The sequence below is a fragment of the Polaribacter sp. genome (assembly GCF_036480315.1).
In the GTDB taxonomy this organism is placed as follows: Bacteria; Bacteroidota; Bacteroidia; order Flavobacteriales; family Flavobacteriaceae; genus Polaribacter.
In genome coordinates this window covers 1-21075 of record NZ_JAZGGG010000046.1, presented here as the reverse complement: position 1 = coordinate 21075, position 21075 = coordinate 1, and the positions used below count along the sequence as shown (strand labels likewise).

The window sequence follows — 21075 nt, the reverse complement described above, 5'->3', positions numbered from 1 at the left end:
TATAATTTTATATTATATAGTTATTTAACCTTAATTTGAATTTAATAAGACTATCTCCAACAAAGAGAATTTTAAATCCTTCAATTAAAAAACAGTTGTAGCTTTCATTGTTTAAATTTATAATTCGGTAACCACCTAGTGATAGTAATTTTTTAAATTTTTCCGTAGTTTCACTCAATTCACTTATTGATGAAAAATGTTTTACACAATCAAATTCAAACACCTTAAAGTTTCTGTGGTCTGAAAATTTTTGAGAAGTATTAAAAACGGTTGTGTTCATTAACTTTGCAACTGGAGCATATTCTAATGGCTTCACTTTGGTAATTGTAATGCCAAAGTCTTTTTTAAAGTCATAATCGTCAATCAAAACACCATTACCTCCAATTCGATTTCCTAAAGTTGCATTGAATTTTGGAATCCTTTCATTGAATAACAATGTTAGTTTGGTTACTAAACCATACCTATTTACTTTTTGAATTTCTTTTACTTTTACTGCAAAGTTTCCATAATCAGTTTCTAACAAACATTCATGTAAATTGGCTATTTCTTGAACTATTGATTTTAAAGTTTTAGATGTTCTGCGTTCATCAAAAACAACATCCATACTAAAGTCTCTCGATTTCCAAAATATATCTTCTGAATCAACTAAAGGTTCCTGGTAATCTCCCCAATCATAGAATGTTTCTCCTAATCTTTGAGGCATATCCATAATGCCTGAATATCCAACCAAAACAAAACCGTAATAACTTAAAAGTTGTCCATTTAATTTATTCATCTGATTATAGTTTTGAATCGATGTTAGTTAATGTTATATCCATCTTTTCCAACAGCTTGTTATAAGATGTGTTGGTGACAATTTGAGATAAGTAAATTGTATTTCTTTGAGCAATCTCCAAACCAGTTGCAATATCAATTCTAATGCTATTTAAAGTACCTGCAATAATATTAGCACTATCTTCTGTAATTGTTGAAACAGCACCAGCTAAACCACTTGCTCCATTTTCACTTCCTAAACTACCAATTCCAGAACTTTCTAAAATTGCATTAATAGCATCAATATCATCTTGTGCTCCAGCAATCATTGAATTATAAAGATTCTGTAAAGCAGATATTTCTTCAGCAGTATAATTACTATCTGAACCAGCATCTGCAAATGCTTCATAAAATTTCTCGATTTCTTTCTCCAGGTACTTTATTTGAAATGCTTGTAATAATGCATCTTGCATTAATTCTTTAAAGTTTTCAGCAAAATCTGCAACGGACCTTTTACCTTCTTTTAAACCTGAAATAATACTATCAACAATAGTTGCTTGTGTGGTACCAGTATAAAGTTCATCTAATTGTTCTTTTAGCTCCTGTGCTTTTCTTCTAGCATCTTCTGCTTTTTGCTCTAATTCTTCTAATTTAGCAGGATCTGTTCCACTTCCAGATCCTTTACTCCAAAGTTTTAATCCTAAAAATTTAACTTCTTTCCTTGCTTTTTTTTCAGCTTCATAGGCTAAATCAGCTTGTTTTTCTAAATCTTCTAAATCTTTAATTGCTTGTTTACGATTTCCTATTTTGTCATTACCAATACTTTTAGAAATCACATAATCTAGTTTGTCAATTGCTTTTTCCAATTCTTTGATAGATGCTTCAAATTTTGCAGTATCAGAAACTACTTCAACAGATATAGCAGAACTTAACACTTCTGAAATACCACCTACAATATCTCCAGATGCTATAGAAGCAATACCATCTGCTACTCCTGATAATTGACCTAATAATTGAGCTGTATCTTCATCTCCAAACTTTGAAAATAAATCAGATAAACCTGAAAATGCTTTAGAGAATTCTTGTGCAACTCCAGCAATATCATCACCAATCTTTTCATTTATTTTACGAATCTGTTTTTGTAATTCCTCATAAGATTTTGAACCTTCTTCAGTATTCTTGTCTAATAATTTTTGCTTTTCTTTTAATCGTTTTTTTTCTGCAATTAAATCTTTTCTCGATAAAGTTTGAATTTTGGTTAGAAAATCTTTCTCTAATTTTTCTGCACCATTAATTCTGTTTTCAATAGCTTTTAATTTCTTTTTTTCAACTTTTATCTTTTCTCCTAAAGATTTTTGTTCTGATTCACTTTGAGATTTTTTTGCTAGTTTTTCAAGTCTTTTAATTTCTCTTTCAACAGCTTGATAAGAGGATGTATCTAATTTAATATCTAAAACCAACGGTGCTGTTTTCAGTGATGGTAAAGCAGTTACTTTTTCCCTTGGAGTTAAACCAGTACCTTGTTTATCTAGACTTTGTAAAATCAAAACTTTAGAACCATCAGATTGAGAAATCTTATATAAGTTTCTTAAGTATGTGATATAATCTTCTTCCTTTAATTTATATGTTTCCTTTAGTTTTTTCGCAAACTCCAGGTCCTCATTTTTTAAAGCTAAATTGTAATGCTTGTATTGTTCCTCTTTTATCTTTAAATCATCAGCAAACTTTTCAGCTGCAGTTCTATTATCATCTCCTGGCTTTTTTGGTATTTTATAATCTAAAAACGCTTTTTGCTTTTTGGCAGCTGCTTTTATATCTTCATTTTTAGAATTTAGATATTCTTTAAAAATATTTCTATCTTTTTTATAAGCATAATTATTAATACTTGTTATCTTTTTGATTTCAGCATTTGTTGCTTTAATAAAAGCTACTTCTTTTTTAACATCTGAATCCTTAACTAAAGACACATCTACACCAATTTCTCTAGTAACTTTATCTAAATTCTTGTATGATTTCAATAATTTTAAAACATAATCTTCCTTCCCTCTTAAATCATATAATCTTTTTGCATCAATTTTTGACTGTTCAGCATCAATAGATTTACTTAATTCCTGTACTTCTTTATTATATCTAACAAATGACCCTTTTGCCCCACCAACATCTCCAAAATTATCACGATGTATTCGTGTTGTAATGTTTCTGTTTTTTGTTCTTTGACCTGTGTTATTTCTATCACTATAAAGGATTTCAGTCAAAGATTTTAATTTTAAAAAAGAGTTTTCAAAATCTCCTTTTAGTGCTTCTTCAAACTTTTTAGCCCAATCATCATAAAACTTAATATTTCCGTTTCTAAATTCATTGTTAATGTCTTTAATTGCTTTATCTGCTTTACTTTCTAAATTGTAAATACTTTCTTTCTTTTCATCCTTTTCCGTATTTAATTCAGCAATATTATTTAGTTCTTTTTCTAAACTAATTCTATTATTTAGAAGAGAATTGTAATCTTGGAGTTTGTCATTTAATAAAACATATTGGTCTTTTTCAGTTCCAAGACCAGAAACAATTGCAGGGTTTAATTTTTTTAATTCTCCTAATATTTCTTTTCTTCTTTCAGCAGATGTATTGTGGTCATTGTATTCAAAAGTTAAGTCATTTAGTTTTCTTTTATGTTCTTTTAATGAATCAACTACAGATTCATTTCCATCAATCATTCTATTTAATCCACCAACAATATCATTGCTCATATCTAAAACAGCATCACCAATTCCTTTAGTAGTAGCTTTTATTCTATTTCTAAATATCTCCCATTGATTCGCATTTGTTGATGTAATTGTTTTAAAGGATCTATCAACACTACCAGCAGAATTTGCCATGGCATCTAAATCTTCAGAAGCTCCCTTAAAATTATCTCCAGCAATTCCAATAATACCATTTACAGCCTCAATTCTACCTGCTAATTCTTTTAATTGGTTTTGACTTCCATTTGCAGATTCATACATCTTTTGCAATCCTTGCTGTAAAGTCAATGTTTTAAATGCTCCATCTCCTAAAACTTCATTTGTGGCAATTATAGCTGAACGTATTTGTGTCATTGCAACACTTGCTGGCACACCTTGTTTTGTTAATGTAGATATTGCAGCACCAACTTCTTGAAATGAAATATTACTGGATGCAGCTAAAGGTGCTACAGTTGCAATTTGACTTGATAATTCTTCAAAAGAAATCTTACCACGGTCAACAGTTGCAAACATAATATCAGCAACTTCTTGAGCATCTCCTGTTGTTAATTTAAAAGCATTTAAAATAGTAGTTAAACCATCTGCAGCAACAGCAGTTTCAGTAACACCGGCAGTAGCAGCTTTAGAAGAAATTTCTAAAATATTTAATGCATCACCAGCTTCAAAACCAGCTCCTATAATTTCATACAATCCTTGTGCTAATTTGTCTGGCGGTTCTGTACCTAACCTTTTGTAAATACCAAATACATTTTCTTCTAACTTTTTAAAATCCTTTTCTGAAACGTTAGCAATCGTTTTAACTTCTGCCATTGCAGATTCAAATGCCTTTGACATTTTATAACCCTCATTAGCAATTAAAGTAAAAGCAGCTATTGCTCCAATAGCTAATGCTGCAAAAGGATTTATTTTAGATATTTTAGAACCTAATGATTGTATAATATTTACTGCATCAGTTTTTCCTTTAAGTAAACCGCTGTTATCTATTCCTGTTGCAAAAAAAAGTGAGTTATCTCCACGTACTGCCATGAAATTATATTTTCATTAAAAGTATTTGTAACAGCCATTTTTAAGAAGTAAATTGCATGTCTGTTTCCGTAGTTTCAGACGATTTTATGTTTATACTAATTATTAAAAAAAATAGATCTAAAAATTTCAGTAAAGCAATTGAATGTGCTTTGACTTTAGGAGGTTCTTTTGATGGTGAAGAAATTCGGATTGAAATTGATGATGTTTTACATATCTATGATAAAATATTTCCAATCTTAAAATATAATGTCACTAATTGGGTTGGAACAAAAGCTTTTTTTAATGGAAAGAAAGTACATCCTTATCGTTTTATGTTGGCAAAGCATTTATCTATTAGAAGCGCACTTGCAATGGTGCATACTCAAATGGATATTACTGAACAAATAAGCAAGTATTATATTTATTACAAAAGAGAAAACAATAACTTCTTTTTTAAAAATGAAGATTTTCATTTTGATGTTGAATTAAGAGGAAAAGAACTCTATGAGTTTTTAGAAGAATATGAATTTGGAGATGAATTACATTTTCCTAACATGAAAAGTCTGTTTTTATGAAAAAGAAAAATAAATTACCAAGATGGTATAGGATTTTAAGATACTACTGGAATTGCATGGTTTATCATGTTTTATTCCCTGTAGGTTTTAATGACGATTTACCACCAAAGAATTAGGTCCTTTAACTACTTTATTATTAGTCCAATTTTCTACAATTGACAAACCTTTTGATTCAGCTTGGCAATTCTCAAAAGCATTACCAATACAATCAGTTACAATAAAAAAACTATTATCATATCCTTTCACAAAAGTTGTATCTCCACACTTCGCAAAAGCATTATCAAACAAAAACACTTCACTATGACCATCAACTTCTAATTTAACATCTCCAAGGCCTATAACTTGAGTATTAGATATATGATGTTTTCCTTTTGAATAAATATGATGTTCATTTAAAATATCTTCAGGAAACCAATCTCTAATTTCATCAGAAGTAATAATATCAATATCAATTCCAAAATGTTTTTTTGCTTTTAACAACCAACTGATATTTTCAGTCATCAATTGCCAACAATCAGCCTCATTAAAATTTTGATGCAATCTTAATACTTTTAACCAAAAAGCTTTGCACAAAACGTTTTCATCAAGTTTGATTTCTTTTAATCTATTGAATACTATGTCAAATTTATTTTCCATGATTTTTTAAAAGATCTGTGAATGATTGTGATTTCTTTTTTTCTTCTTTGGTTTTGTGCTTAGGAACACTTGCTGAAAGCATTATTAAGTTTTGAAATGATATTTCTCTAAAAGCAAAATCAAAACTAAAATGATAGTAATTACATACACTACCTATGAATTGGTAGGGGTTAAATCTTTTACTTTTTTCATCATCATCATCGGATTGTTCTGACTTGCTATCTGGAAAGAGTTCAAAAAAAAATCTGTTTGTAATTTTAAAACACTTTCATAAAATAGCATATACAACTCTTTTGCTGTTAAGTTATTTAAAAAGAATGGCACATACCAAGTAGGAAAATCACTTGGCTTTCCATGAGCTAAAATTGCAAATACTTCTGCCATTTCATTTCTGTATTCAATTGCTTCATCTAATTTCAAATCTTTAGATTCTCGAACACTTTCAGGAATTTTCAATGCAGGTAAGGTGCATTTTGCTAAAATCTCTAAAGTTGGTGGTTTTATAACAAATGAGATAGCTTTTCTTTTCTTTAATTTGTCAGGAAGCATTGAATTATCTAAAACCTCAATATCATATTTAGAAGGCTTTTCAATTAACGCTTGAATTAGTTGTTGTTTGTTTTTATCACTCATATTAAAAAAGGGACAAACTAATGTCCCTTAATATATTAATTAAAAAAATTAGTTTGCATAGATGATTTGATAAGGCGAATTATCTACACCAGCTGATGTAATTGCTGCTTCTGCTTCAATTTCTATTTTGAAATCTAATAAATCACCTTTTGTTAAATTACCATCTCGTCCACCAATTACGGCAGCAACAGGAATTTCTAATTTGTTCCCTTCAACATCAACTAACCTAACAGATAAATGTTTAATTACAGGCGTTACGGGAGCCGTGTATGTTTTAGTTGCTGTTGTATATGTACCTCCTGCAAGAAAAACAGCATTTTCTTTTTCTACTTCATACAAACTTATTGTTAGTTTTAAAGGCTCTGCACCTTCAGAAACAGTACGGTAATTCGCATGATTTTCTGTAGGTATTTTTTTTGTTGTTGGTTTTTGATCTGTTAAATTTGTTGAATTTAATTTAACATTTTTGAATACAGTAAATGTTCCTGCACCCATAACACCATCTCCAGGAACACCGAATTCTATTCGATCAATTCCTCTAATATTATCTTCTTTTGCCATTTTATTATGGTTTTAAATTGTTTGAAATTTTAATTTTAAATTATAGAAATACATACTATCTAATTCTTGATTTTTGAAAACTCCTTTATCATCATCAATTTGAAACGTAAATGTTCCTGTTTTTACATCATCTACTAATGGAATAATGATATTCAATATCTCTTTGAACCTTGCTAAATTTGGTCGGCCAGATTGAATTTCTTTAATGTGAATATTCAAATTAATGTAACCTACTTGTAAATATCGATTAGGATTATTTAATGTCTTAATTGTGATATTTTCATTTTGATCTTTATCTGGAATATTTCCTGAATATATTTTACCTGAAATTACATCTGTAACTACTGGTTTATTTATCAACTCATAAAGAGCATCTAATATGTCAAAGCTAGATCTCATCTAATATTGATTTTAAATATCCAGCTTCTGGCGCTGAACCTGTTATTACATCAAAACTCTTTGCCTCTACATATGCTGCATATTGCATTCCTGCAACTCCGATTAAAACGTATCCGTCAGGATGTTGTTCTGCAACTTCTTTAGCTACTTTTTGTCCTTGGTTTTTCCCTTCTTTTTCTCCTTCAAAATTTTTGTCAATTATTTTACCATCTTTTAAAATAATATAACCAATTGAACTCCTTAAATTTCCAGTTATGTCTTTGTAATTTCCAGTTATTCTAGCTTTGTTTACAAATTCTTCACCAACAAAACGCAACGTATTTAAAATATCACTATGTACTTTTTCTTGAAATTGTTCAAAAATATTATTTAGTTGAACACCATTAAAAAGTGCTTTTATTCCAGCCATATTTCACAATGTGATTGATAATTATGTAATTGAACTATCTTAAATTGTTTGCCTTCAAAGATAAATTTTTGACCATCAACATCAAATTGAGGTATTGAATTAGGTTTGCAATAAAACTTTGCTGAATAATCCAATGCTTTATTTTGTCCTCCTGGTTCATATCTCCCTTTAACTTCAATTTCACTTTCAGCTATATCTGGAGTAGATGTACCATTATCAGTTTCTTTACTGATTTTAATTTTACCTATATGTGGGTATCTTTTAAGCATCTACAGCTGTAACTCCTACATTTATAGTTTTTGGACCTAATTCTAAAGCTTTTGGATCTTCATATTTTTCATAAATAGTTAATGCTCGTTTTTTTAAATCTGATGAATTGTATTTTAAAGACAATTGACCTTCCTTAAATTCTGGCAGTAAAGATTTATCTAAATATAAATCTGCAGAAACTAATTCTACGTTTTTCAAAGAACTTGTTGCATAAGTAGCCGCTCCATCAACGGAGCGGCTAACTAATGCATATTGTATAGTTTTTTCTTCTAAATCAGAAAACACTGGATTAGCTTGTATGGCTTCTAATATTGTCATTATACAGCTACTAATTCAGCTTCAAATAATGCAATTCCTTCTTCAGATAATTTATCAATTTTGTTAGCTAAAGTGCTATCTGCATTTGTTATTTTAGCTTCTGCAATACCATCATCAACAGTTCTACCTGCATTAATACCATCAACTACAGATTGTTTAGTATAATTAACTTCTTTATAAGTATATACTGCATCACCTTCTGTTTGCGTATCTTCTGATGCTTCAGCTTCTTCCACATTTAAGTAAAATAAAGATTCTACATTTTGAAGTACTGGAATAACTAAAGCTTCTCCTGCTGTCTTTTCACTCACAGGGTCAGTTGTACCATCTTTCTTAATTAAGATATAAGAATTAGGTTTAGCATATTCTACACTTTCTTGCTGGAATTCCTCCTCTGCAAGTGTGCTATAAACTAATGCTCCAACTTTTACACCAGTAGTAAAAACAACCATATTTGGTGTCCATCCCTGAGAAACTGTTCTTTTACCATCTTTTTCATGAACAAAAGTTCTATCTACAACCATTAAATCTAATTTTAGATTTGTTTTGAAAACAGATTTTAATTGTTCTTCACTCAACATTGGTACGTTAGTACCTACAAAGTTTAAATTAAATGCAAATAATTCTTTTACTTGAGCATTATTTAAAAGCTTATCTACAATGTAGCTATCCATCCAAATTGTATTAGGATATTCACCACTATGCATTGCATTTCTTTTAATTCTTTTAATGTCATCAATTGGTTTTGCATCATCATCACTCCATTTAGTAACTGCACCAAATTGATTTCCTTTAGGAATATTGTAATCAATTCTGATTCCTGTTCCTACATTCTTATCATCTTCAATTAAAGTTACACCGCCAGAGAAACCTAATAAATGAGCCTGTTCAATTTTTTCTTTAATACCAACAATACATGCTTCTGTATCATTAAATATCTTTTTGATTAGCTCTTTTTTACGCCCTTCATCTTTACTTAAAATACGAATTGTATTCATTTGCTTTTCAGTTAATAAAAACTTTAAAGCCATTTTAGTAATATCGCCAGAAGCTCTTTTAAAAGAACCTCTTGTTTTAATTGGTGCTGGGGAATCAAAAGAAACTACATCTGCTGTAATTCTTGTGAAATTTCCACTTATTGATTCGTAAGTCATGTCAGCAGAATACTCTTCATCTAACATTTGATCGTGAAGATATTTTGGTTCTTCTTTAGAACCATTTATCTTGTCATAGAAATACTTTGCAATCTTTGAAAAGTATTTGCCTATTAATTCTTTAAATATTGATTTTGCCATCTTAATCTACTTGATTATAAATACCTAAAGCTTGTAATGCCGCTAAAGAATTGGCATTAAATGGATACTTTACAGCATTGTTGTTAATAGTTCCTTGTGTCATTATCCCTGTTGATGGTTTTGATGCTTTTGTGTTAGACCTTACGACTCCAACTAATTTAGCATATTGACTTCCATCTACAGGTTGAGGCTTAAATGTTCCGTTGTCATTGATTATTCCATGACCCTTGTAAACATAAGCATCAGAAAAACCTGTCATATCTAAAACAGCTCCTCCTTCTTTACCATGAACATAGTGTTTGATTGCAGCATCATATGCTCCTTCAAACTCTTCTTCGGTGGTGTTTAAATTTAGATTACTCATTTGCTTGTTTTTTTTAAAATTAGATTTTATCCAAATATTTCTTCAACTTCTGAATCTGATGCTTCACCAGTATTTTGACCTCCTAACGGTAAACCTTTACCTGAAGCACCTCCCACAGCAGCTGTGTAAGTTTCTGTATATTCAGTTTCAAGTTCTTTTACCTGGTCCTCAAATGATTTATCACTTTCTAAATCTATTCTTGAAACCCATCTTTCTTGAAGTTTTTCAGAAATTATTTTAGATCCTTTTAATGATGCTTTTGCTTGTTCTAATTTAGATTCTGTAGTTTTAGATTTTTCAATCCCTTCTACTTTATCCATTAACGTTTTTGCCCAAGCTGGCATATCATCATCTTTTTTTGGTGTTTTCGGTGTCCCATCTTCATTCATTTCTTCTTTGTTTTCTGGATTAATTTGCTTGAAATACTTTTCTTGATTGTTTTTGATACCTTCAGTTACTTTTTTATCATGCCCGCTTTTTAACGGTTTAGATAATTCAATAACTTTTTCAAACCCAGTTTTTGAAATGTATTTTGCAAATTCTTCAGAACCCAATATTTTATTGAAATCAGGTGTTACATCATCAGGGTTTTGAGTTGATTTTAAAGAAGTTATAACCCCCTCAATTTGTGATTCTTCTGTAATTGAAATAAAGTCTGCTAGACCCTCACTAAGCCCTGCTAGTTTCAGTGCATCTTTGAGTTTCTGTTTTAACATTTTTAGATAATTTAGATTATTAATTAGTGATAAAAATAATTGCTATTTAGAAAAGAGATATTGTTTTAAAATAGTTTAAGCCGTAGCTTCACTCGATAAGTCTTTTTGAATAGTTCTTTTAGATGCAAATGTGAATTCTGAAAGATCTATAAACACAACTTTTGTGTCTAATTTATTTTGTGTTGACACTAAATACCATTCAGCAAATAGTTTGCGTTTTGCTAAAAGTCTTTTGCTTCTTTGCATTTTTTCTAGATTTTGATTTAACTTATTTTCTTTTAAATATTTTTCAAACTCTATATGTAGGTCAACTATTTTTTGAAATTCAATAAACAATTCTTCAACAGACTTATCTACATCATGATTATTGATGTAATCTTCTGCAGATTTTAATATGTTTATATCTTTACTCATTTTTTTGTATTTTTGCATTTATGCAAGAAGAACTTACAGATAAAATGCATTCTGAATTCACTATTGATTCTGAAACTGAAATCTCTCACAAAGTACATGCAGCATGTTCTGTTGTAAAAGATGGTGTTTTTGAATTAAATGAAGCTTTAGAAGTATATGATATTACTAAAGCTCAATATGATAAGTATTCACCAAAATGGTTGAAGCTTATTTCTTAAACAAATAATTCAAAAATCTTTCTTTTTCATCTTTATTATTTAGGTTTATTTCACCAAACCAATCTGAACCTAATAGTATTTCTTTAGATCCTTTTACTTCAACTATTTTATACATTGGAAAAGGTGTGCTATTCCCATTCTTATAATGATTACTTACAATCCTTTTAACTTTATTAAAAATAGATGTTCCTTCAAATCGTTTAACAACTAAATCTAAATAACGTTTATCTACTGATGAAAAACCATAACGTGCCCACGCATAACCTCCAACATTAATATTAGCATGAACTTCTATTTTTTTAATATTCCCTTTTTCATATTGTTTATATAAAGATTGAAACATTTTTTTTGTTAATCCACCTCCTTGAACTTTATCTGGCAACAATAAATAATCATGAGAAACACTATTAAATTCTTTTCCATACAAAACACTCCTGGTCATATTAAAACCTCTTGATGATAATTCAAATTGAAATCCATCTTTATTCAAATACACTTTTTTAGATATTTTCTTTAAACCAGCAATTGTTAATTGGTTTTCTAATTCAGAAAACATTTCATTCAAATTAAAACCTGCTGCATTACTTTTAAAAGAAGTTAATCCAGCATCATTAAAGTTGGTTTTAACATCAATATTTTTCAATCCTTTAATTAAACTATCTTCTATTTCTTCTGTTACAAAAACAGGTTCTCCAATACTTTTTTTAAGCTGATAACCTTTGTCTGTATTTTTAAAATTATCTTGAAGAAAATGAGGTTTAGAATTCAACCTTTGTAATCTATTTGAATTCACTGAAAGAAATCTTCCAGCTCTTACCGGAATTGTATTTGTATAAATTGATTTATCAATACTATTTCCTTTTAACTGTTTAATAAAATCTCTTTTTGATAATAGTTTTGATGTTGTGTAACATAAACAGTTTGGGTGCCATCCTGTAAAAACAAATTCTTTAGGATAATCTCCAACCAATTCATCACATATATCATATCTTGGATGTGCATTAGATAAATGAACAGTAATACCTGTTACAAATGGTAATTGCTTTCTTCTTTCAAAATCTGATGTTCTGTAAGCAATATTAATTTCATTTCTTGCTAATCGCAAAGCATTCTTGTAACTAGATCTATAAACACCTTGACCAGGGCGAAAGTTTTTAGCAGGATTACTCAAAACCAACTTACCAGTAATTGGGTTTCTTAATCTTCTGAATCTCTTTTCAGGTTGCTTTAAATAACGTTGTAAATCTTTTGCTAAATCTCCAGCAGATCTTCCATCGGTTAATCCTTCTGCAATAAAATATTCTAATTGTGATTTTGTTTGATTAGATAAGTTCCAAACTCTACCTGATAAATCAAGTCCATTTGATTGCCTTTTTAAAAATGCTTTTAAAGCTTCATTATTTCTTTGGAAATACAATTTATCATTTGGTATTGTAATTCCTTTGATGTATTTATTTACAAATGAATCATTATGATTATTTGATAATTCCCATGCGCTTTTTACGTTGCTTGAAATATGATTATAAATTACATTTCTGTATTTCGACAATACTTTTTCTACATCCTTTTTAACTAATGCATTTTTAAACCATAATTTAGAATTACCATTAATTTTATATCGTTTCAGGACTTTTGATAAATCAGAAGCCATAGCAGCATATATCTTATTCAGATAATATTCTTGCTTTGATAATGTTGATAATAATTCTTTATGATTTGGCATTTATTTAATCTTTCTTCAAGTATTCTTTCACTTTTACAACAAATTCATCAAATGATGCTTCACCATCAACAATTACAGTTTCATTTGTTTTCTTACTGAAATTGTGTATAATTAATTCAGAATGATTGTGTTTTTCATATCCAAATGCTACAGTCAATTCTTTGGTGTTTTCAGATATTATTTGATGTTTATCAAATCCTCTGTTTTTCAACAATAAATTGATTGATTTCTCTGATTTTGAAACTGTTTTAGTTTCTTTTTTTTCTACTGGTTTTTTTGTTTCCATTTTAATAAAGGTTTTTAATTATACTTATTGGATTTATTCCAAACACACCATCTACTGATGGCTTATAAGGCTCTAATTCACACAACAATCTTGCTGTTACTTTTTTTGTTTTACCACCAACTCTTAAAGTGATATTAGCATCATAAATACATGGAGAAAATTCTGTAATTTCTTCAACCTTAAATGATTTTATTCTTTTTGGAAGCAATTGTTTTAATTGCTTTTTAGAATGTTTAGCCATCCATGTTTTAGAAGTCAATTCATACATTTTTATATGATTGTTTTCTTTCCAAGCATTTAAGAATTGTTCTACTTTTATTTTTGCTTTATTCTTCATTTGATTTTTCTGTTCTATCAGGAGTTGGCATAGTTTCTAATCTAATTGCTTTTATATGAGTTTCACCTTTTAAAATAGCTTTTGCTACTCTATGCCATCCATCAGTTATCATACCCTCATCATCTAAAATTATTGGATGTTTTAAACTCGTTTTTTTAATTCTTTTGGCATGATGAATAAATGTTGAAATATTATCTACATCCCATGGTAATCTTGTTAAATCAATTCCGATTAAAGGCAATTTAAAAGGTTTATACTTTTTTGAATGTTCTATTAATTTTAAAGCACACCAAATATTACCATGTTGATCTTGATATTCATTTTCAATCAACTCCATGTTGTCAATATTTACTTTTGAGCAACTCATTATTCTATAATTTGATTCTTAAATGGAGATAACCTCATTGGATGCATTTGACCATTAACAACTTGTTTATACCAAATTTTACCAGTTCTTTTTATTTCTTCTATTTCATCATCAGTTAATTCAAAACACATATTCACACTGTTATCATTCTTTTGAAATTGAACATGAACTGTATTAAATTCTTCTTGATGTTCAGCTATTTTATTTGTTACTTCTGGAAATGTTATTGACTTCATTATTTAATTTTTAAATTTGTTCAGTTCCTCCTAATTCAGATGCAGATTCTTTTGATAGTTCAGCTTCAATTTCAGTCATTTCTTCATCTACATTTTCAACTAATGGATTATGACTAACAGCTGTTTTTTGACTAATTAAAGGTTTACCACCTAATGCTTCAGATAACACTTCAATTGTTTCTTTTAAGTTTTCTGGAAGTATAGATGTAAATGTTGTATTGATTCTTAATTCATCCATATTTCCTTTACCATCTTTAGTGATGTTGGTAATAGCTGATTTCAATAAATTAATAATTCTACTAACTACAATTTGATAATCTCCTTCACTCCATTTAGCTTTTAATATTGGTCCTAAAAACATTAATTTTAATGCAAGCCCAGATACAGTTCCTAAACCTTTTACATTATCAAAAGATAAATCAGGAGTATCAGTCATTTCATGAATCAATCCTTTTGCAGTTTCAAACTCTAATTTCAATGCTTCAGGCGCTCTATCCCATGAAAGAACTTCTAAATCAGCTTCTACTACATTTCCTTTGTCAGTTTCAACAATATCAAGTTTAACCATCTTACCTGTATCATCCTTTTTAGGCATAGATCCAACAGCTCCTTTAACTTTGTACATAGGTGAAGCAAAATATCCATTAGTATCAACAAACTTTGAAAATGACATTTCAAACGTGTCAATCATATCTTGCACTTCCCACCATTCAGGATGATTTTGAGACAAATAAACAACTGGTATTTTTTGAAATAAGTTTGGTGTTTTTGGATTTACATCTGCAGGTTCCCAATCTTTTTCTTTTCTAAAAACATAATTAGTTTCAGCAGTCCATAAATACATGTATAACACATCTTTGTCATTTTCTTTTGTTGGGTATTCCCATCCAAAAGCTATCATATCACCAAATGCATCTAAATATGGATATACTTTTCCATTTTCATTACTCAATACTCTAGCTTTAATTTTAACCTTTTCAGCACCTTCTTTTTCAACAGGAAAAAATATAATCGTTCCTTCAGTTTCAGATTTTACAGTTTTACAGAATTTTAACAATAAAGAATCTAAACGTAAATCATCCCAAAGATTAGTAATTGATTCAAATGATTCATTTTTTGAGTTTTCATCTTTTTCTTTTTGAGTCAATTTCACAGGACTTCCAAATAAAAATGATGCTGCACTCTTAACTATTTTACGTTGAAAAGGAATAGGAATTTTTGATACTGTTACAACATCATTACCAACAGTTTTATCTAATCTTTTTCCTACTTGAGTATTTCTTTGTTTTCTGTCATTTTCATATTCAGCAGCATGACCAGAAGTAGATGTCTTTCCTTTTCCTTTTAGAGCTTCAATAGCTTCTTTTATTTTATTTCCTTTTAATAATTCTAATAAATCCATAATATAAATTTGTTTAAAACAATCCTAAGTCATTTGCATTAACTTCTGTTGTATGTGTTGTATTGGTTTTACTTTCTTCTTCTATGATTCCTGTTAATACATCAGGACCATCATCAAACTTATTTTCTTTGAATACTTTTTTATATGTTGTAATGTGTTGATAGAATTCAGGCCATCTAATATGCCAATCTTCTGGAAACACAATTTGTTCATTAACCGATGCACTTTCTGCAAATATTCTTGCTTCTTTATTGTTACCTTGATGAAACCATTCTACAATAGTTTTACCTTTCATTAACTTCAATAATTTTTTTACATTTCTTGCAAATCCTCTACCTCCATTATTGCTTTCAACCCAAGATTTATTTACATTTCCTCTTTTTAATAGTGCTGCAGTTTGTGGTTCTGTAACTTCCATTGGTTCATTGGTGAACAAAACATCAGTAACATATTTATGAATATCATTAGAATTTAATGGAACTTTATAATTTATACTGCACAGGTAATCTGAACCTGTGTCAGCTGTATCAGTTCTATTTTTGATTATTTTAAATTCTGGAAGCTCTTTATATGTTTTAAACTTTCGATACATCAATCCTTTTTTATTAACTGGATTTCCTTGATGTAAACACTCAAATTTATCAGGGTCTTTTGCTCTTGTACTTTCTAATTTAGATTGAGAATGTTTTTCAGGCCATAAAGCCTCTCCTGGTTTACGAGGATCTATTTCATTTGGTTCTCCAACTTTTAATGCTGGAAAGTTTATCATCAAAAACTGGTCATTTCTTAAATTAGCAATCACATCATCTAAATCTTCACTTCCATCATATAAAACAACTAATCCTAATTTTATAAGCTTTGCTATCAAATCATTATCACTCCAACGTGTAAATGTTATTAATTGTTGAGAATCATTATGAAGCCTTGAATCTGCTACAGATATATACCAATCCCAAACATTTTCTTGTACTAATGGTGAATTTGCTTCTTTCCAATCTTTATACAAATCATCCATTGCAAGTATATCAACTGGATCTCCTGTTAGCGGACCTATAACACCTACAAATTTCATTGAGCCATCTGAATTAATAGATTCTCTTTCCGTATTTGTGTTTGCTTTTGCTCCAGTATAACCACGTTCAGGATATTGAACATGAGGAAATATATCTCTATATTCTTTTTCTCGCATTATAGACATAATTTCACGTCCAAATTTTTCTGCTTTTGTAGCTGCATAACAAATCAAAGCCATTTTCATATCAGGTCTCAATCCAGCTATAAAAGACATCAATCTTCTTGTAGCTCCTTCTGATTTACCATGTTGTGGAGGCATTGATGTAATTAGGTTTTTGATTTGTTTATGTGCAAATCGGTTCAATATGTCATAGAACTTAATATGAAATTCTTTTGGCACGAATTTCTTAAATGTTGTTTTTGTAAATACTAATAATCCATCTTGACTATCTTCAATATCATTCAGATACAACAACTTCTCTAATTCCCTTGCTTCATTATCAGTCAGCGCCACCTTGATGCTTTTTTATTAATTCTTCAATCCTTGCATCCCTATCACTTCTATTTTCATTTATCTTTTCACCACCTGTTGTATGATCTATATTCTTTGTATCACGCCATTTTTCAGGTTGTCTATTCTTTAACCAAAATATAGCAGCTGTTGCATCAGGTGGATATTGTTTCTCTGTTGGCACTACAACAGCTTTACCATCATTTAGAAATATTTTTGAATCCTTATGTTTAAATCCGATAGCTTTTTTATACAATGATGAAGCTACATTTGCATCAGCTTCTAGCTTACCTTTCTTTATGGACTGACAAAATTCTGTATGAGATTTCTTCCAACGGTTAATAGTTCTTTCATCAACATCAAAAAAATCAGCCATGTCTTTATCTGTAGCACCAAGTATTGTTAGCTTCAATGCTTGTGCTGCAAACTCTTTTTTGTAACGTGTTGGGCGTCCAACTGGTTTTCTAACAGTTTTCTTTCCAGCAGGCTTTTTCCTTACCGGTTTCTTTCTGGTTGCCATTAATAAAAATCAATTTGATTTCGGTGCAATTGTCAATAGAACATTAACATTCACCATATCTTTCAATACTGTAGTAATTGACTGAATAGTCAATTATAAAAATATACTACTCTTTTTCTAACATTCCTTCAGCAGCATCAACATCATCTTCTAATTCTTCAATCCTACCTTTTGTTTCAAAGTATTCTTGTTTAGCTAAAGAAGAAGCAATATTATTGTCTATTCTATCCTGTAAATCTTTAAAAGATTCTTTTCTTCTTTTTAATTTTCTTTTTAAGTAATCGATATACATTAAAAACTTATTTTGAAAATTAGCCATTCTATTGAAATTAATTAGATGACTAATGTAGTTAATATTTAAGCAACTTTCTCCATTTCCTTTTTTGGATATGGTTTTGCTCTTTTACTTAATTCTTTTTTTGTCCATTTATTTAAAGGGAATACATACTTAATTTTTGTTTTTCCTTTAATGACTTCTGCCTTTGGATCTACATTTTCTTTTAACCAACTTAAAGTTGATGTTCCATATTTAGAATTGATGCTTCTACGGTGAATTAACTTACCATTCAACATAATTCCTCTCTCATTTGCATATTCTCCTAAATACAGCCAGTTAGTAGCTTGATATATAATACCTATGTGATTTTGATTTCTATCAGCATAACTAACAATTAGCTTTACAGCTGGAGCATCTTTTTTAATTTGCCTTAATGTTGCAGCTAATACTTGTGAAGTTGCATTTTGCTTACCATTCAATGCTACACGAACTAATTCTACAACTTGACCTTGAACATAACCAAATTCAGAAGCTATATATCTATTTGCACCATTTGAAAAAAGAACTACACCGCACCATTCATTAGCATCATTAAAAACAGAATATCCCAAACGTATTTGTGGAACTGCTTTTGCATAATGAAATTTCATACAAGCATACTTAATTGCTTTACCGGATGCTTTCTCTATTCTCATAATTCTCCTAGACTTATTGAATAACTAATACCTGAATATTTTGGATTATTTGTTGTGTCTATTAAAACATCTAAATCCTTTATGAATTCTGCCATTTGTTTTTCCTCCTGGAATACCAATTTTAAAGTTGGTGGATTGTTTTTCATTTCAGAAGTTAAATCTGTTGGTTCTGTAAACAGATCTGTGTCAATATTTAATTCATCAAAATCAAAACCTATTTCTTCTAATTCTAATATTTCAAATCCTAAGTCAAATAACTTATCAGAATCCCATTTACCACGATGAAGATTGTCTTTCAACATTCTTTTATTTTGTAAATCCTCTGGAACATTTTCTTCAATAAAGCAAATTGTTTCAGTCTCTTTTAACAGTAGTTGTGCTTTTATTCTTTGTGTTCCTGCATAACAATAATATTTCCCATCAATGAAATTAATTAAAGGAGGTCTTTGATGTAAAAATGTTGGGTCATTCTTAATATCCTTAGATAATCCTAACAATTCATCATCAGTTATCATTCTTGGATTGTTTTCCAAGAGGATAATGTCTTTAATTGCTAATTTCTTGTGTGATATACTCATTTCAAATTCCTTAATTCTATTGACTTTGTTTATATGTTACCACCGTATGGTGACTGTTTTGCAAACAGCTCCCTTAACCACTCAGGAACATCAACTTTAAAAAAGCCTTTACCGTTTTTGCAAAGGCTTTTTGTATATAATAATTCAAACTTTTATTAGCACATCCTAAAGGAATCTCTTGCTTTTCGATAAATTGAATTATCTTTAAATCTGCTGGAACTGATTTTGTTTTTTAAACTTGGCTGTGAATTATCTGTGCAAAGGTTCTTTAATCGGTTATGCTTTGCATCGGTATTAGCTAGATATACAGGAGGTTTATAAAGTTCCTTGCAAGTTAAATCTGTTACCAATGATTGCTTTGATACGATTTCTTTAGAATAATCATCAAAGAAATTTACAATCCTTAGACTGGCTTCTTTTGTGATTGTGAAATCAGTATTTGTGGTTACTACAAAATCTGTAACTATATCACCTACATCGTAGTCGGCATTTGTTACAGCGGTCGAATTTTGGTTCAGGTCAGTTGTAGTACTGAATCCTGTGAAGCTGATGATACACATCAACAACATTAATAAACCTGCTCTCGCTTTCATTATTTTTTATAATTATGTATTAGCATATAAGCATCTCTAGCATGCTCACTGGTTCTACTTTTGATTCCTGTAATTTTCTTAAAAAGGTCAGCATTCATTTTTGTCCCGCCTTTGATTGGATGCAACATTTCAAAAGTTAATTTTGAATCTTTTTTAGAGGATAATTCAGTTAAAAAATCTTCCCAAATTTTGGAATCTCTTTTAATAGAACCAGCTCCTTGTTGTTTTTCTTTTGATTTAGGTCCAAACCATTTTCTTTTTCTTGCATCTTCTACTCTAACATGAATTTTATCATCACGTTTTAAAAGCTGTTTAATCAATGGAAAAGCATTATGAATAGTAACTGTAAGTGCTTCCTTTTGGTTATTGCAAATGATTGCAAAACCAGTTTTAACACCAGGATCTATACCTATGTAAATCAATTAATAAAATATTTGTTGAAATCTTATGCCTAAAAATGGTTTTTAGGACTTTTTGAAGTATCTATAATGAGTTCAAATATAGCAAATTAATGACAATATTTTGATATTTTTTTTAATTTAATTGTTCCTGAAGAGTACCCACTTCAATTGAATATGCATTGTATTTTTTCTTGAAATAATTCTTTAAAAATTCAATATATTTTTCTTCATCTAAATTTTTATCTGGTTTATATTTATACACAATAACAGATTTTTCAACTTCTGTTAAGAAATGAGCATGAACAGGAAATTTTCTTTGCTCATTCAAAGTAAATTCAATTGGCACTTCTTTTTGTTTTATGATGTTAAAAAGTATGTGCTTTGTCATTTTACTAATTTTCTTAATTTTTTAATAGATATAAATTTATTTGATTTAATTGAGTTGCACCTACTACATAAAATTTGACCATTATTATTATCATCTTTACCACCTTTTGATGTCGGATTGACATGGTCAAATGTTAGATATTCTTTTGAATAACAACATTTACATTCTGCTTTACTTCCATTATCAATTAAAACTTGAACTCTTTTAGGAATGTAATTTGGATTAGACTCTTCTACTAATTCATTTGGAAACCAATTTCCTTTATCATCATGCATAATTTAAAAATTAAAATCCTTTGGATTGACTAATAATCTGCTTTAACCCGTTGTGCATTTAAATAATACTAATTTTTAAGTTGTTAATATTTCTATCAAAAGTAAACTTATTAATGAATTGAATAATTGTTAATGAGGTTAATTTTGAGAGTATTCTAGTCTTAAAAC

General features: G+C 29.3%; 30 protein-coding genes and 1 pseudogene. 2 read left to right on the top strand and 29 right to left on the bottom strand.

Annotated features, from left to right (window positions below):
• Positions 1 to 7: 7 nt before the first annotated feature.
• Both V3V28_RS09390 and V3V28_RS09385 read right to left on the bottom strand, forming a co-directional pair.
• Positions 8 to 775, bottom strand: coding sequence for a hypothetical protein (locus V3V28_RS09390; RefSeq protein WP_331364760.1), 768 nt, complete (start codon positions 773 to 775; stop codon positions 8 to 10).
• Between the two features lie 4 nt (positions 776 to 779).
• Complete coding sequence (locus V3V28_RS09385) at positions 780 to 4517, bottom strand: phage tail tape measure protein (RefSeq protein WP_331364759.1); 3738 nt, start codon at positions 4515 to 4517, stop codon at positions 780 to 782.
• 56 nt (positions 4518 to 4573) lie between these two features.
• Here V3V28_RS09385 and V3V28_RS09380 point away from each other — a divergent pair, with 56 nt between their 5' ends.
• A complete protein-coding gene (locus tag V3V28_RS09380) occupies positions 4574 to 5071 on the top strand; it encodes a hypothetical protein (protein ID WP_331364758.1) in 498 nt (165 codons plus the stop codon).
• 87 nt (positions 5072 to 5158) lie between these two features.
• Here V3V28_RS09380 and V3V28_RS09375 read toward each other — a convergent pair whose 3' ends face one another.
• From V3V28_RS09375 to V3V28_RS09325, 11 genes are all read right to left on the bottom strand, one after another.
• Positions 5159 to 5707: a hypothetical protein gene (locus tag V3V28_RS09375; RefSeq protein ID WP_331364757.1), complete on the bottom strand. Its 549-nt coding sequence runs from the start codon at positions 5705 to 5707 to the stop codon at positions 5159 to 5161.
• Positions 5708 to 5860: 153 nt separating this feature from the next.
• Entirely contained in the window at positions 5861 to 6340 is a 480-nt protein-coding gene (locus tag V3V28_RS09370) for a hypothetical protein (RefSeq protein WP_331364756.1), read from the bottom strand.
• 48 nt (positions 6341 to 6388) lie between these two features.
• Complete coding sequence (locus tag V3V28_RS09365; protein ID WP_331364755.1) at positions 6389 to 6901, bottom strand: hypothetical protein; 513 nt, start codon at positions 6899 to 6901, stop codon at positions 6389 to 6391.
• 12 nt (positions 6902 to 6913) lie between these two features.
• Positions 6914 to 7300, bottom strand: coding sequence for a hypothetical protein (locus tag V3V28_RS09360; protein WP_331364754.1), 387 nt, complete (start codon positions 7298 to 7300; stop codon positions 6914 to 6916).
• The gene (locus V3V28_RS09355) at positions 7290 to 7709 is read right to left on the bottom strand and encodes a hypothetical protein (RefSeq protein ID WP_331364753.1); all 420 of its coding nucleotides are present in this window, start codon (positions 7707 to 7709) and stop codon (positions 7290 to 7292) included. The genes V3V28_RS09360 and V3V28_RS09355 overlap by 11 nt, the downstream gene beginning before the upstream one ends.
• Positions 7697 to 7978, bottom strand: coding sequence for a hypothetical protein (locus V3V28_RS09350; protein ID WP_331364752.1), 282 nt, complete (start codon positions 7976 to 7978; stop codon positions 7697 to 7699). The genes V3V28_RS09355 and V3V28_RS09350 overlap by 13 nt, the downstream gene beginning before the upstream one ends.
• Entirely contained in the window at positions 7971 to 8297 is a 327-nt protein-coding gene (locus tag V3V28_RS09345; protein WP_331364751.1) for a DUF6706 family protein, read from the bottom strand. The genes V3V28_RS09350 and V3V28_RS09345 overlap by 8 nt, the downstream gene beginning before the upstream one ends.
• A complete protein-coding gene (locus tag V3V28_RS09340; RefSeq protein WP_331364750.1) occupies positions 8297 to 9592 on the bottom strand; it encodes a major capsid protein in 1296 nt (431 codons plus the stop codon). Before V3V28_RS09340 ends, V3V28_RS09345 begins: the two co-directional genes overlap by 1 nt.
• A gap of 1 nt (position 9593) precedes the next feature.
• Positions 9594 to 9956, bottom strand: coding sequence for a hypothetical protein (locus V3V28_RS09335; protein ID WP_331364749.1), 363 nt, complete (start codon positions 9954 to 9956; stop codon positions 9594 to 9596).
• Between the two features lie 26 nt (positions 9957 to 9982).
• Positions 9983 to 10672, bottom strand: coding sequence for a hypothetical protein (locus V3V28_RS09330; RefSeq protein WP_331364748.1), 690 nt, complete (start codon positions 10670 to 10672; stop codon positions 9983 to 9985).
• A gap of 75 nt (positions 10673 to 10747) precedes the next feature.
• Complete coding sequence (locus V3V28_RS09325) at positions 10748 to 11086, bottom strand: hypothetical protein (protein ID WP_331364747.1); 339 nt, start codon at positions 11084 to 11086, stop codon at positions 10748 to 10750.
• A gap of 20 nt (positions 11087 to 11106) precedes the next feature.
• On the opposite strand from V3V28_RS09325, the gene V3V28_RS09320 reads away from it, so the two are divergent.
• Complete coding sequence (locus tag V3V28_RS09320; protein ID WP_271677312.1) at positions 11107 to 11304, top strand: hypothetical protein; 198 nt, start codon at positions 11107 to 11109, stop codon at positions 11302 to 11304.
• Here the strand turns inward: V3V28_RS09320 and V3V28_RS09315 are convergent.
• The 16 genes and pseudogenes from V3V28_RS09315 to V3V28_RS09240 form a co-directional block, all read right to left on the bottom strand.
• Positions 11294 to 13027 (bottom strand): hypothetical protein, encoded by a 1734-nt coding sequence (locus tag V3V28_RS09315; RefSeq protein WP_331364746.1) that lies wholly within the window; start codon positions 13025 to 13027, stop codon positions 11294 to 11296. The genes V3V28_RS09320 and V3V28_RS09315 overlap by 11 nt on opposite strands.
• Before the next feature lie 4 nt (positions 13028 to 13031).
• Positions 13032 to 13313 (bottom strand): hypothetical protein, encoded by a 282-nt coding sequence (locus tag V3V28_RS09310; protein ID WP_331364745.1) that lies wholly within the window; start codon positions 13311 to 13313, stop codon positions 13032 to 13034.
• A gap of 1 nt (position 13314) precedes the next feature.
• Positions 13315 to 13650 carry a hypothetical protein gene (locus tag V3V28_RS09305; RefSeq protein ID WP_331364744.1) on the bottom strand — a complete coding sequence of 112 codons (336 nt, stop codon included), beginning with the start codon at positions 13648 to 13650 and terminating at the stop codon, positions 13315 to 13317.
• Positions 13640 to 14017, bottom strand: coding sequence for a hypothetical protein (locus tag V3V28_RS09300; RefSeq protein WP_331364743.1), 378 nt, complete (start codon positions 14015 to 14017; stop codon positions 13640 to 13642). Before V3V28_RS09300 ends, V3V28_RS09305 begins: the two co-directional genes overlap by 11 nt.
• Positions 14017 to 14253, bottom strand: coding sequence for a hypothetical protein (locus V3V28_RS09295; protein ID WP_271677317.1), 237 nt, complete (start codon positions 14251 to 14253; stop codon positions 14017 to 14019). Before V3V28_RS09295 ends, V3V28_RS09300 begins: the two co-directional genes overlap by 1 nt.
• A 10-nt stretch (positions 14254 to 14263) precedes the next feature.
• Complete coding sequence (locus V3V28_RS09290; protein ID WP_331364742.1) at positions 14264 to 15655, bottom strand: phage portal protein; 1392 nt, start codon at positions 15653 to 15655, stop codon at positions 14264 to 14266.
• A 13-nt stretch (positions 15656 to 15668) separates the two neighbouring features.
• Positions 15669 to 17183: a phage terminase large subunit gene (terL, locus tag V3V28_RS09285; RefSeq protein WP_331364741.1), complete on the bottom strand. Its 1515-nt coding sequence runs from the start codon at positions 17181 to 17183 to the stop codon at positions 15669 to 15671.
• On the bottom strand, positions 17170 to 17700 hold the full coding sequence (locus tag V3V28_RS09280; protein WP_271677320.1) for a terminase: 531 nt from the start codon (positions 17698 to 17700) through the stop codon (positions 17170 to 17172). The genes terL and V3V28_RS09280 overlap by 14 nt, the downstream gene beginning before the upstream one ends.
• Before the next feature lie 106 nt (positions 17701 to 17806).
• Complete coding sequence (locus tag V3V28_RS09275) at positions 17807 to 18019, bottom strand: hypothetical protein (RefSeq protein ID WP_331364740.1); 213 nt, start codon at positions 18017 to 18019, stop codon at positions 17807 to 17809.
• Positions 18020 to 18057: 38 nt separating this feature from the next.
• Positions 18058 to 18672 (bottom strand): Mom family adenine methylcarbamoylation protein, encoded by a 615-nt coding sequence (locus V3V28_RS09270; RefSeq protein WP_331364739.1) that lies wholly within the window; start codon positions 18670 to 18672, stop codon positions 18058 to 18060.
• Positions 18669 to 19250, bottom strand: coding sequence for a hypothetical protein (locus V3V28_RS09265; protein WP_331364738.1), 582 nt, complete (start codon positions 19248 to 19250; stop codon positions 18669 to 18671). The genes V3V28_RS09270 and V3V28_RS09265 overlap by 4 nt, the downstream gene beginning before the upstream one ends.
• Positions 19251 to 19405: 155 nt before the next feature.
• Positions 19406 to 19843 (bottom strand): hypothetical protein, encoded by a 438-nt coding sequence (locus V3V28_RS09260; RefSeq protein WP_331364737.1) that lies wholly within the window; start codon positions 19841 to 19843, stop codon positions 19406 to 19408.
• A complete protein-coding gene (locus V3V28_RS09255) occupies positions 19843 to 20265 on the bottom strand; it encodes a hypothetical protein (protein WP_331364736.1) in 423 nt (140 codons plus the stop codon). The genes V3V28_RS09260 and V3V28_RS09255 overlap by 1 nt, the downstream gene beginning before the upstream one ends.
• Before the next feature lie 112 nt (positions 20266 to 20377).
• Positions 20378 to 20632 carry a hypothetical protein gene (locus V3V28_RS09250; protein WP_331364735.1) on the bottom strand — a complete coding sequence of 85 codons (255 nt, stop codon included), beginning with the start codon at positions 20630 to 20632 and terminating at the stop codon, positions 20378 to 20380.
• Positions 20629 to 20907, bottom strand: coding sequence for an HNH endonuclease (locus V3V28_RS09245; RefSeq protein ID WP_331364734.1), 279 nt, complete (start codon positions 20905 to 20907; stop codon positions 20629 to 20631). Before V3V28_RS09245 ends, V3V28_RS09250 begins: the two co-directional genes overlap by 4 nt.
• A 58-nt stretch (positions 20908 to 20965) precedes the next feature.
• Positions 20966 to 21075: pseudogene (locus V3V28_RS09240) on the bottom strand (IS982 family transposase); the annotation flags it as partial.

What these genes read in the sequence shown, in the direction of transcription:
- V3V28_RS09250 (WP_331364735.1), bottom strand. Translation starts at nt 20,632, where the DNA reads ATGACAAAGCACATACTTTTTAACATCATAAAACAAAAAGAAGTGCCA.
- V3V28_RS09310 (WP_331364745.1), bottom strand. Translation starts at nt 13,313, where the DNA reads ATGGAAACAAAAAAACCAGTAGAAAAAAAAGAAACTAAAACAGTTTCA.
- V3V28_RS09295 (WP_271677317.1), bottom strand. Translation starts at nt 14,253, where the DNA reads ATGAAGTCAATAACATTTCCAGAAGTAACAAATAAAATAGCTGAACAT.
- V3V28_RS09245 (WP_331364734.1), bottom strand. Translation starts at nt 20,907, where the DNA reads ATGCATGATGATAAAGGAAATTGGTTTCCAAATGAATTAGTAGAAGAG.
- V3V28_RS09325 (WP_331364747.1), bottom strand. Translation starts at nt 11,086, where the DNA reads ATGAGTAAAGATATAAACATATTAAAATCTGCAGAAGATTACATCAAT.
- V3V28_RS09280 (WP_271677320.1), bottom strand. Translation starts at nt 17,700, where the DNA reads ATGGCAACCAGAAAGAAACCGGTAAGGAAAAAGCCTGCTGGAAAGAAA.
- V3V28_RS09300 (WP_331364743.1), bottom strand. Translation starts at nt 14,017, where the DNA reads ATGAGTTGCTCAAAAGTAAATATTGACAACATGGAGTTGATTGAAAAT.
- V3V28_RS09345 (WP_331364751.1), bottom strand. Translation starts at nt 8,297, where the DNA reads ATGACAATATTAGAAGCCATACAAGCTAATCCAGTGTTTTCTGATTTA.
- V3V28_RS09390 (WP_331364760.1), bottom strand. Translation starts at nt 775, where the DNA reads ATGAATAAATTAAATGGACAACTTTTAAGTTATTACGGTTTTGTTTTG.
- V3V28_RS09330 (WP_331364748.1), bottom strand. Translation starts at nt 10,672, where the DNA reads ATGTTAAAACAGAAACTCAAAGATGCACTGAAACTAGCAGGGCTTAGT.
- V3V28_RS09375 (WP_331364757.1), bottom strand. Translation starts at nt 5,707, where the DNA reads ATGGAAAATAAATTTGACATAGTATTCAATAGATTAAAAGAAATCAAA.
- V3V28_RS09270 (WP_331364739.1), bottom strand. Translation starts at nt 18,672, where the DNA reads ATGAGAATAGAGAAAGCATCCGGTAAAGCAATTAAGTATGCTTGTATG.
- V3V28_RS09370 (WP_331364756.1), bottom strand. Translation starts at nt 6,340, where the DNA reads ATGAGTGATAAAAACAAACAACAACTAATTCAAGCGTTAATTGAAAAG.
- V3V28_RS09360 (WP_331364754.1), bottom strand. Translation starts at nt 7,300, where the DNA reads ATGAGATCTAGCTTTGACATATTAGATGCTCTTTATGAGTTGATAAAT.
- V3V28_RS09355 (WP_331364753.1), bottom strand. Translation starts at nt 7,709, where the DNA reads ATGGCTGGAATAAAAGCACTTTTTAATGGTGTTCAACTAAATAATATT.
- V3V28_RS09305 (WP_331364744.1), bottom strand. Translation starts at nt 13,650, where the DNA reads ATGAAGAATAAAGCAAAAATAAAAGTAGAACAATTCTTAAATGCTTGG.
- V3V28_RS09315 (WP_331364746.1), bottom strand. Translation starts at nt 13,027, where the DNA reads ATGCCAAATCATAAAGAATTATTATCAACATTATCAAAGCAAGAATAT.
- V3V28_RS09365 (WP_331364755.1), bottom strand. Translation starts at nt 6,901, where the DNA reads ATGGCAAAAGAAGATAATATTAGAGGAATTGATCGAATAGAATTCGGT.
- V3V28_RS09265 (WP_331364738.1), bottom strand. Translation starts at nt 19,250, where the DNA reads ATGAGTATATCACACAAGAAATTAGCAATTAAAGACATTATCCTCTTG.
- V3V28_RS09290 (WP_331364742.1), bottom strand. Translation starts at nt 15,655, where the DNA reads ATGGATTTATTAGAATTATTAAAAGGAAATAAAATAAAAGAAGCTATT.
- V3V28_RS09335 (WP_331364749.1), bottom strand. Translation starts at nt 9,956, where the DNA reads ATGAGTAATCTAAATTTAAACACCACCGAAGAAGAGTTTGAAGGAGCA.
- V3V28_RS09275 (WP_331364740.1), bottom strand. Translation starts at nt 18,019, where the DNA reads ATGGCTAATTTTCAAAATAAGTTTTTAATGTATATCGATTACTTAAAA.
- V3V28_RS09385 (WP_331364759.1), bottom strand. Translation starts at nt 4,517, where the DNA reads ATGGCAGTACGTGGAGATAACTCACTTTTTTTTGCAACAGGAATAGAT.
- V3V28_RS09350 (WP_331364752.1), bottom strand. Translation starts at nt 7,978, where the DNA reads ATGCTTAAAAGATACCCACATATAGGTAAAATTAAAATCAGTAAAGAA.
- V3V28_RS09340 (WP_331364750.1), bottom strand. Translation starts at nt 9,592, where the DNA reads ATGGCAAAATCAATATTTAAAGAATTAATAGGCAAATACTTTTCAAAG.
- V3V28_RS09260 (WP_331364737.1), bottom strand. Translation starts at nt 19,843, where the DNA reads ATGAAAGCGAGAGCAGGTTTATTAATGTTGTTGATGTGTATCATCAGC.
- V3V28_RS09320 (WP_271677312.1), top strand. Translation starts at nt 11,107, where the DNA reads ATGCAAGAAGAACTTACAGATAAAATGCATTCTGAATTCACTATTGAT.
- V3V28_RS09380 (WP_331364758.1), top strand. Translation starts at nt 4,574, where the DNA reads ATGTCTGTTTCCGTAGTTTCAGACGATTTTATGTTTATACTAATTATT.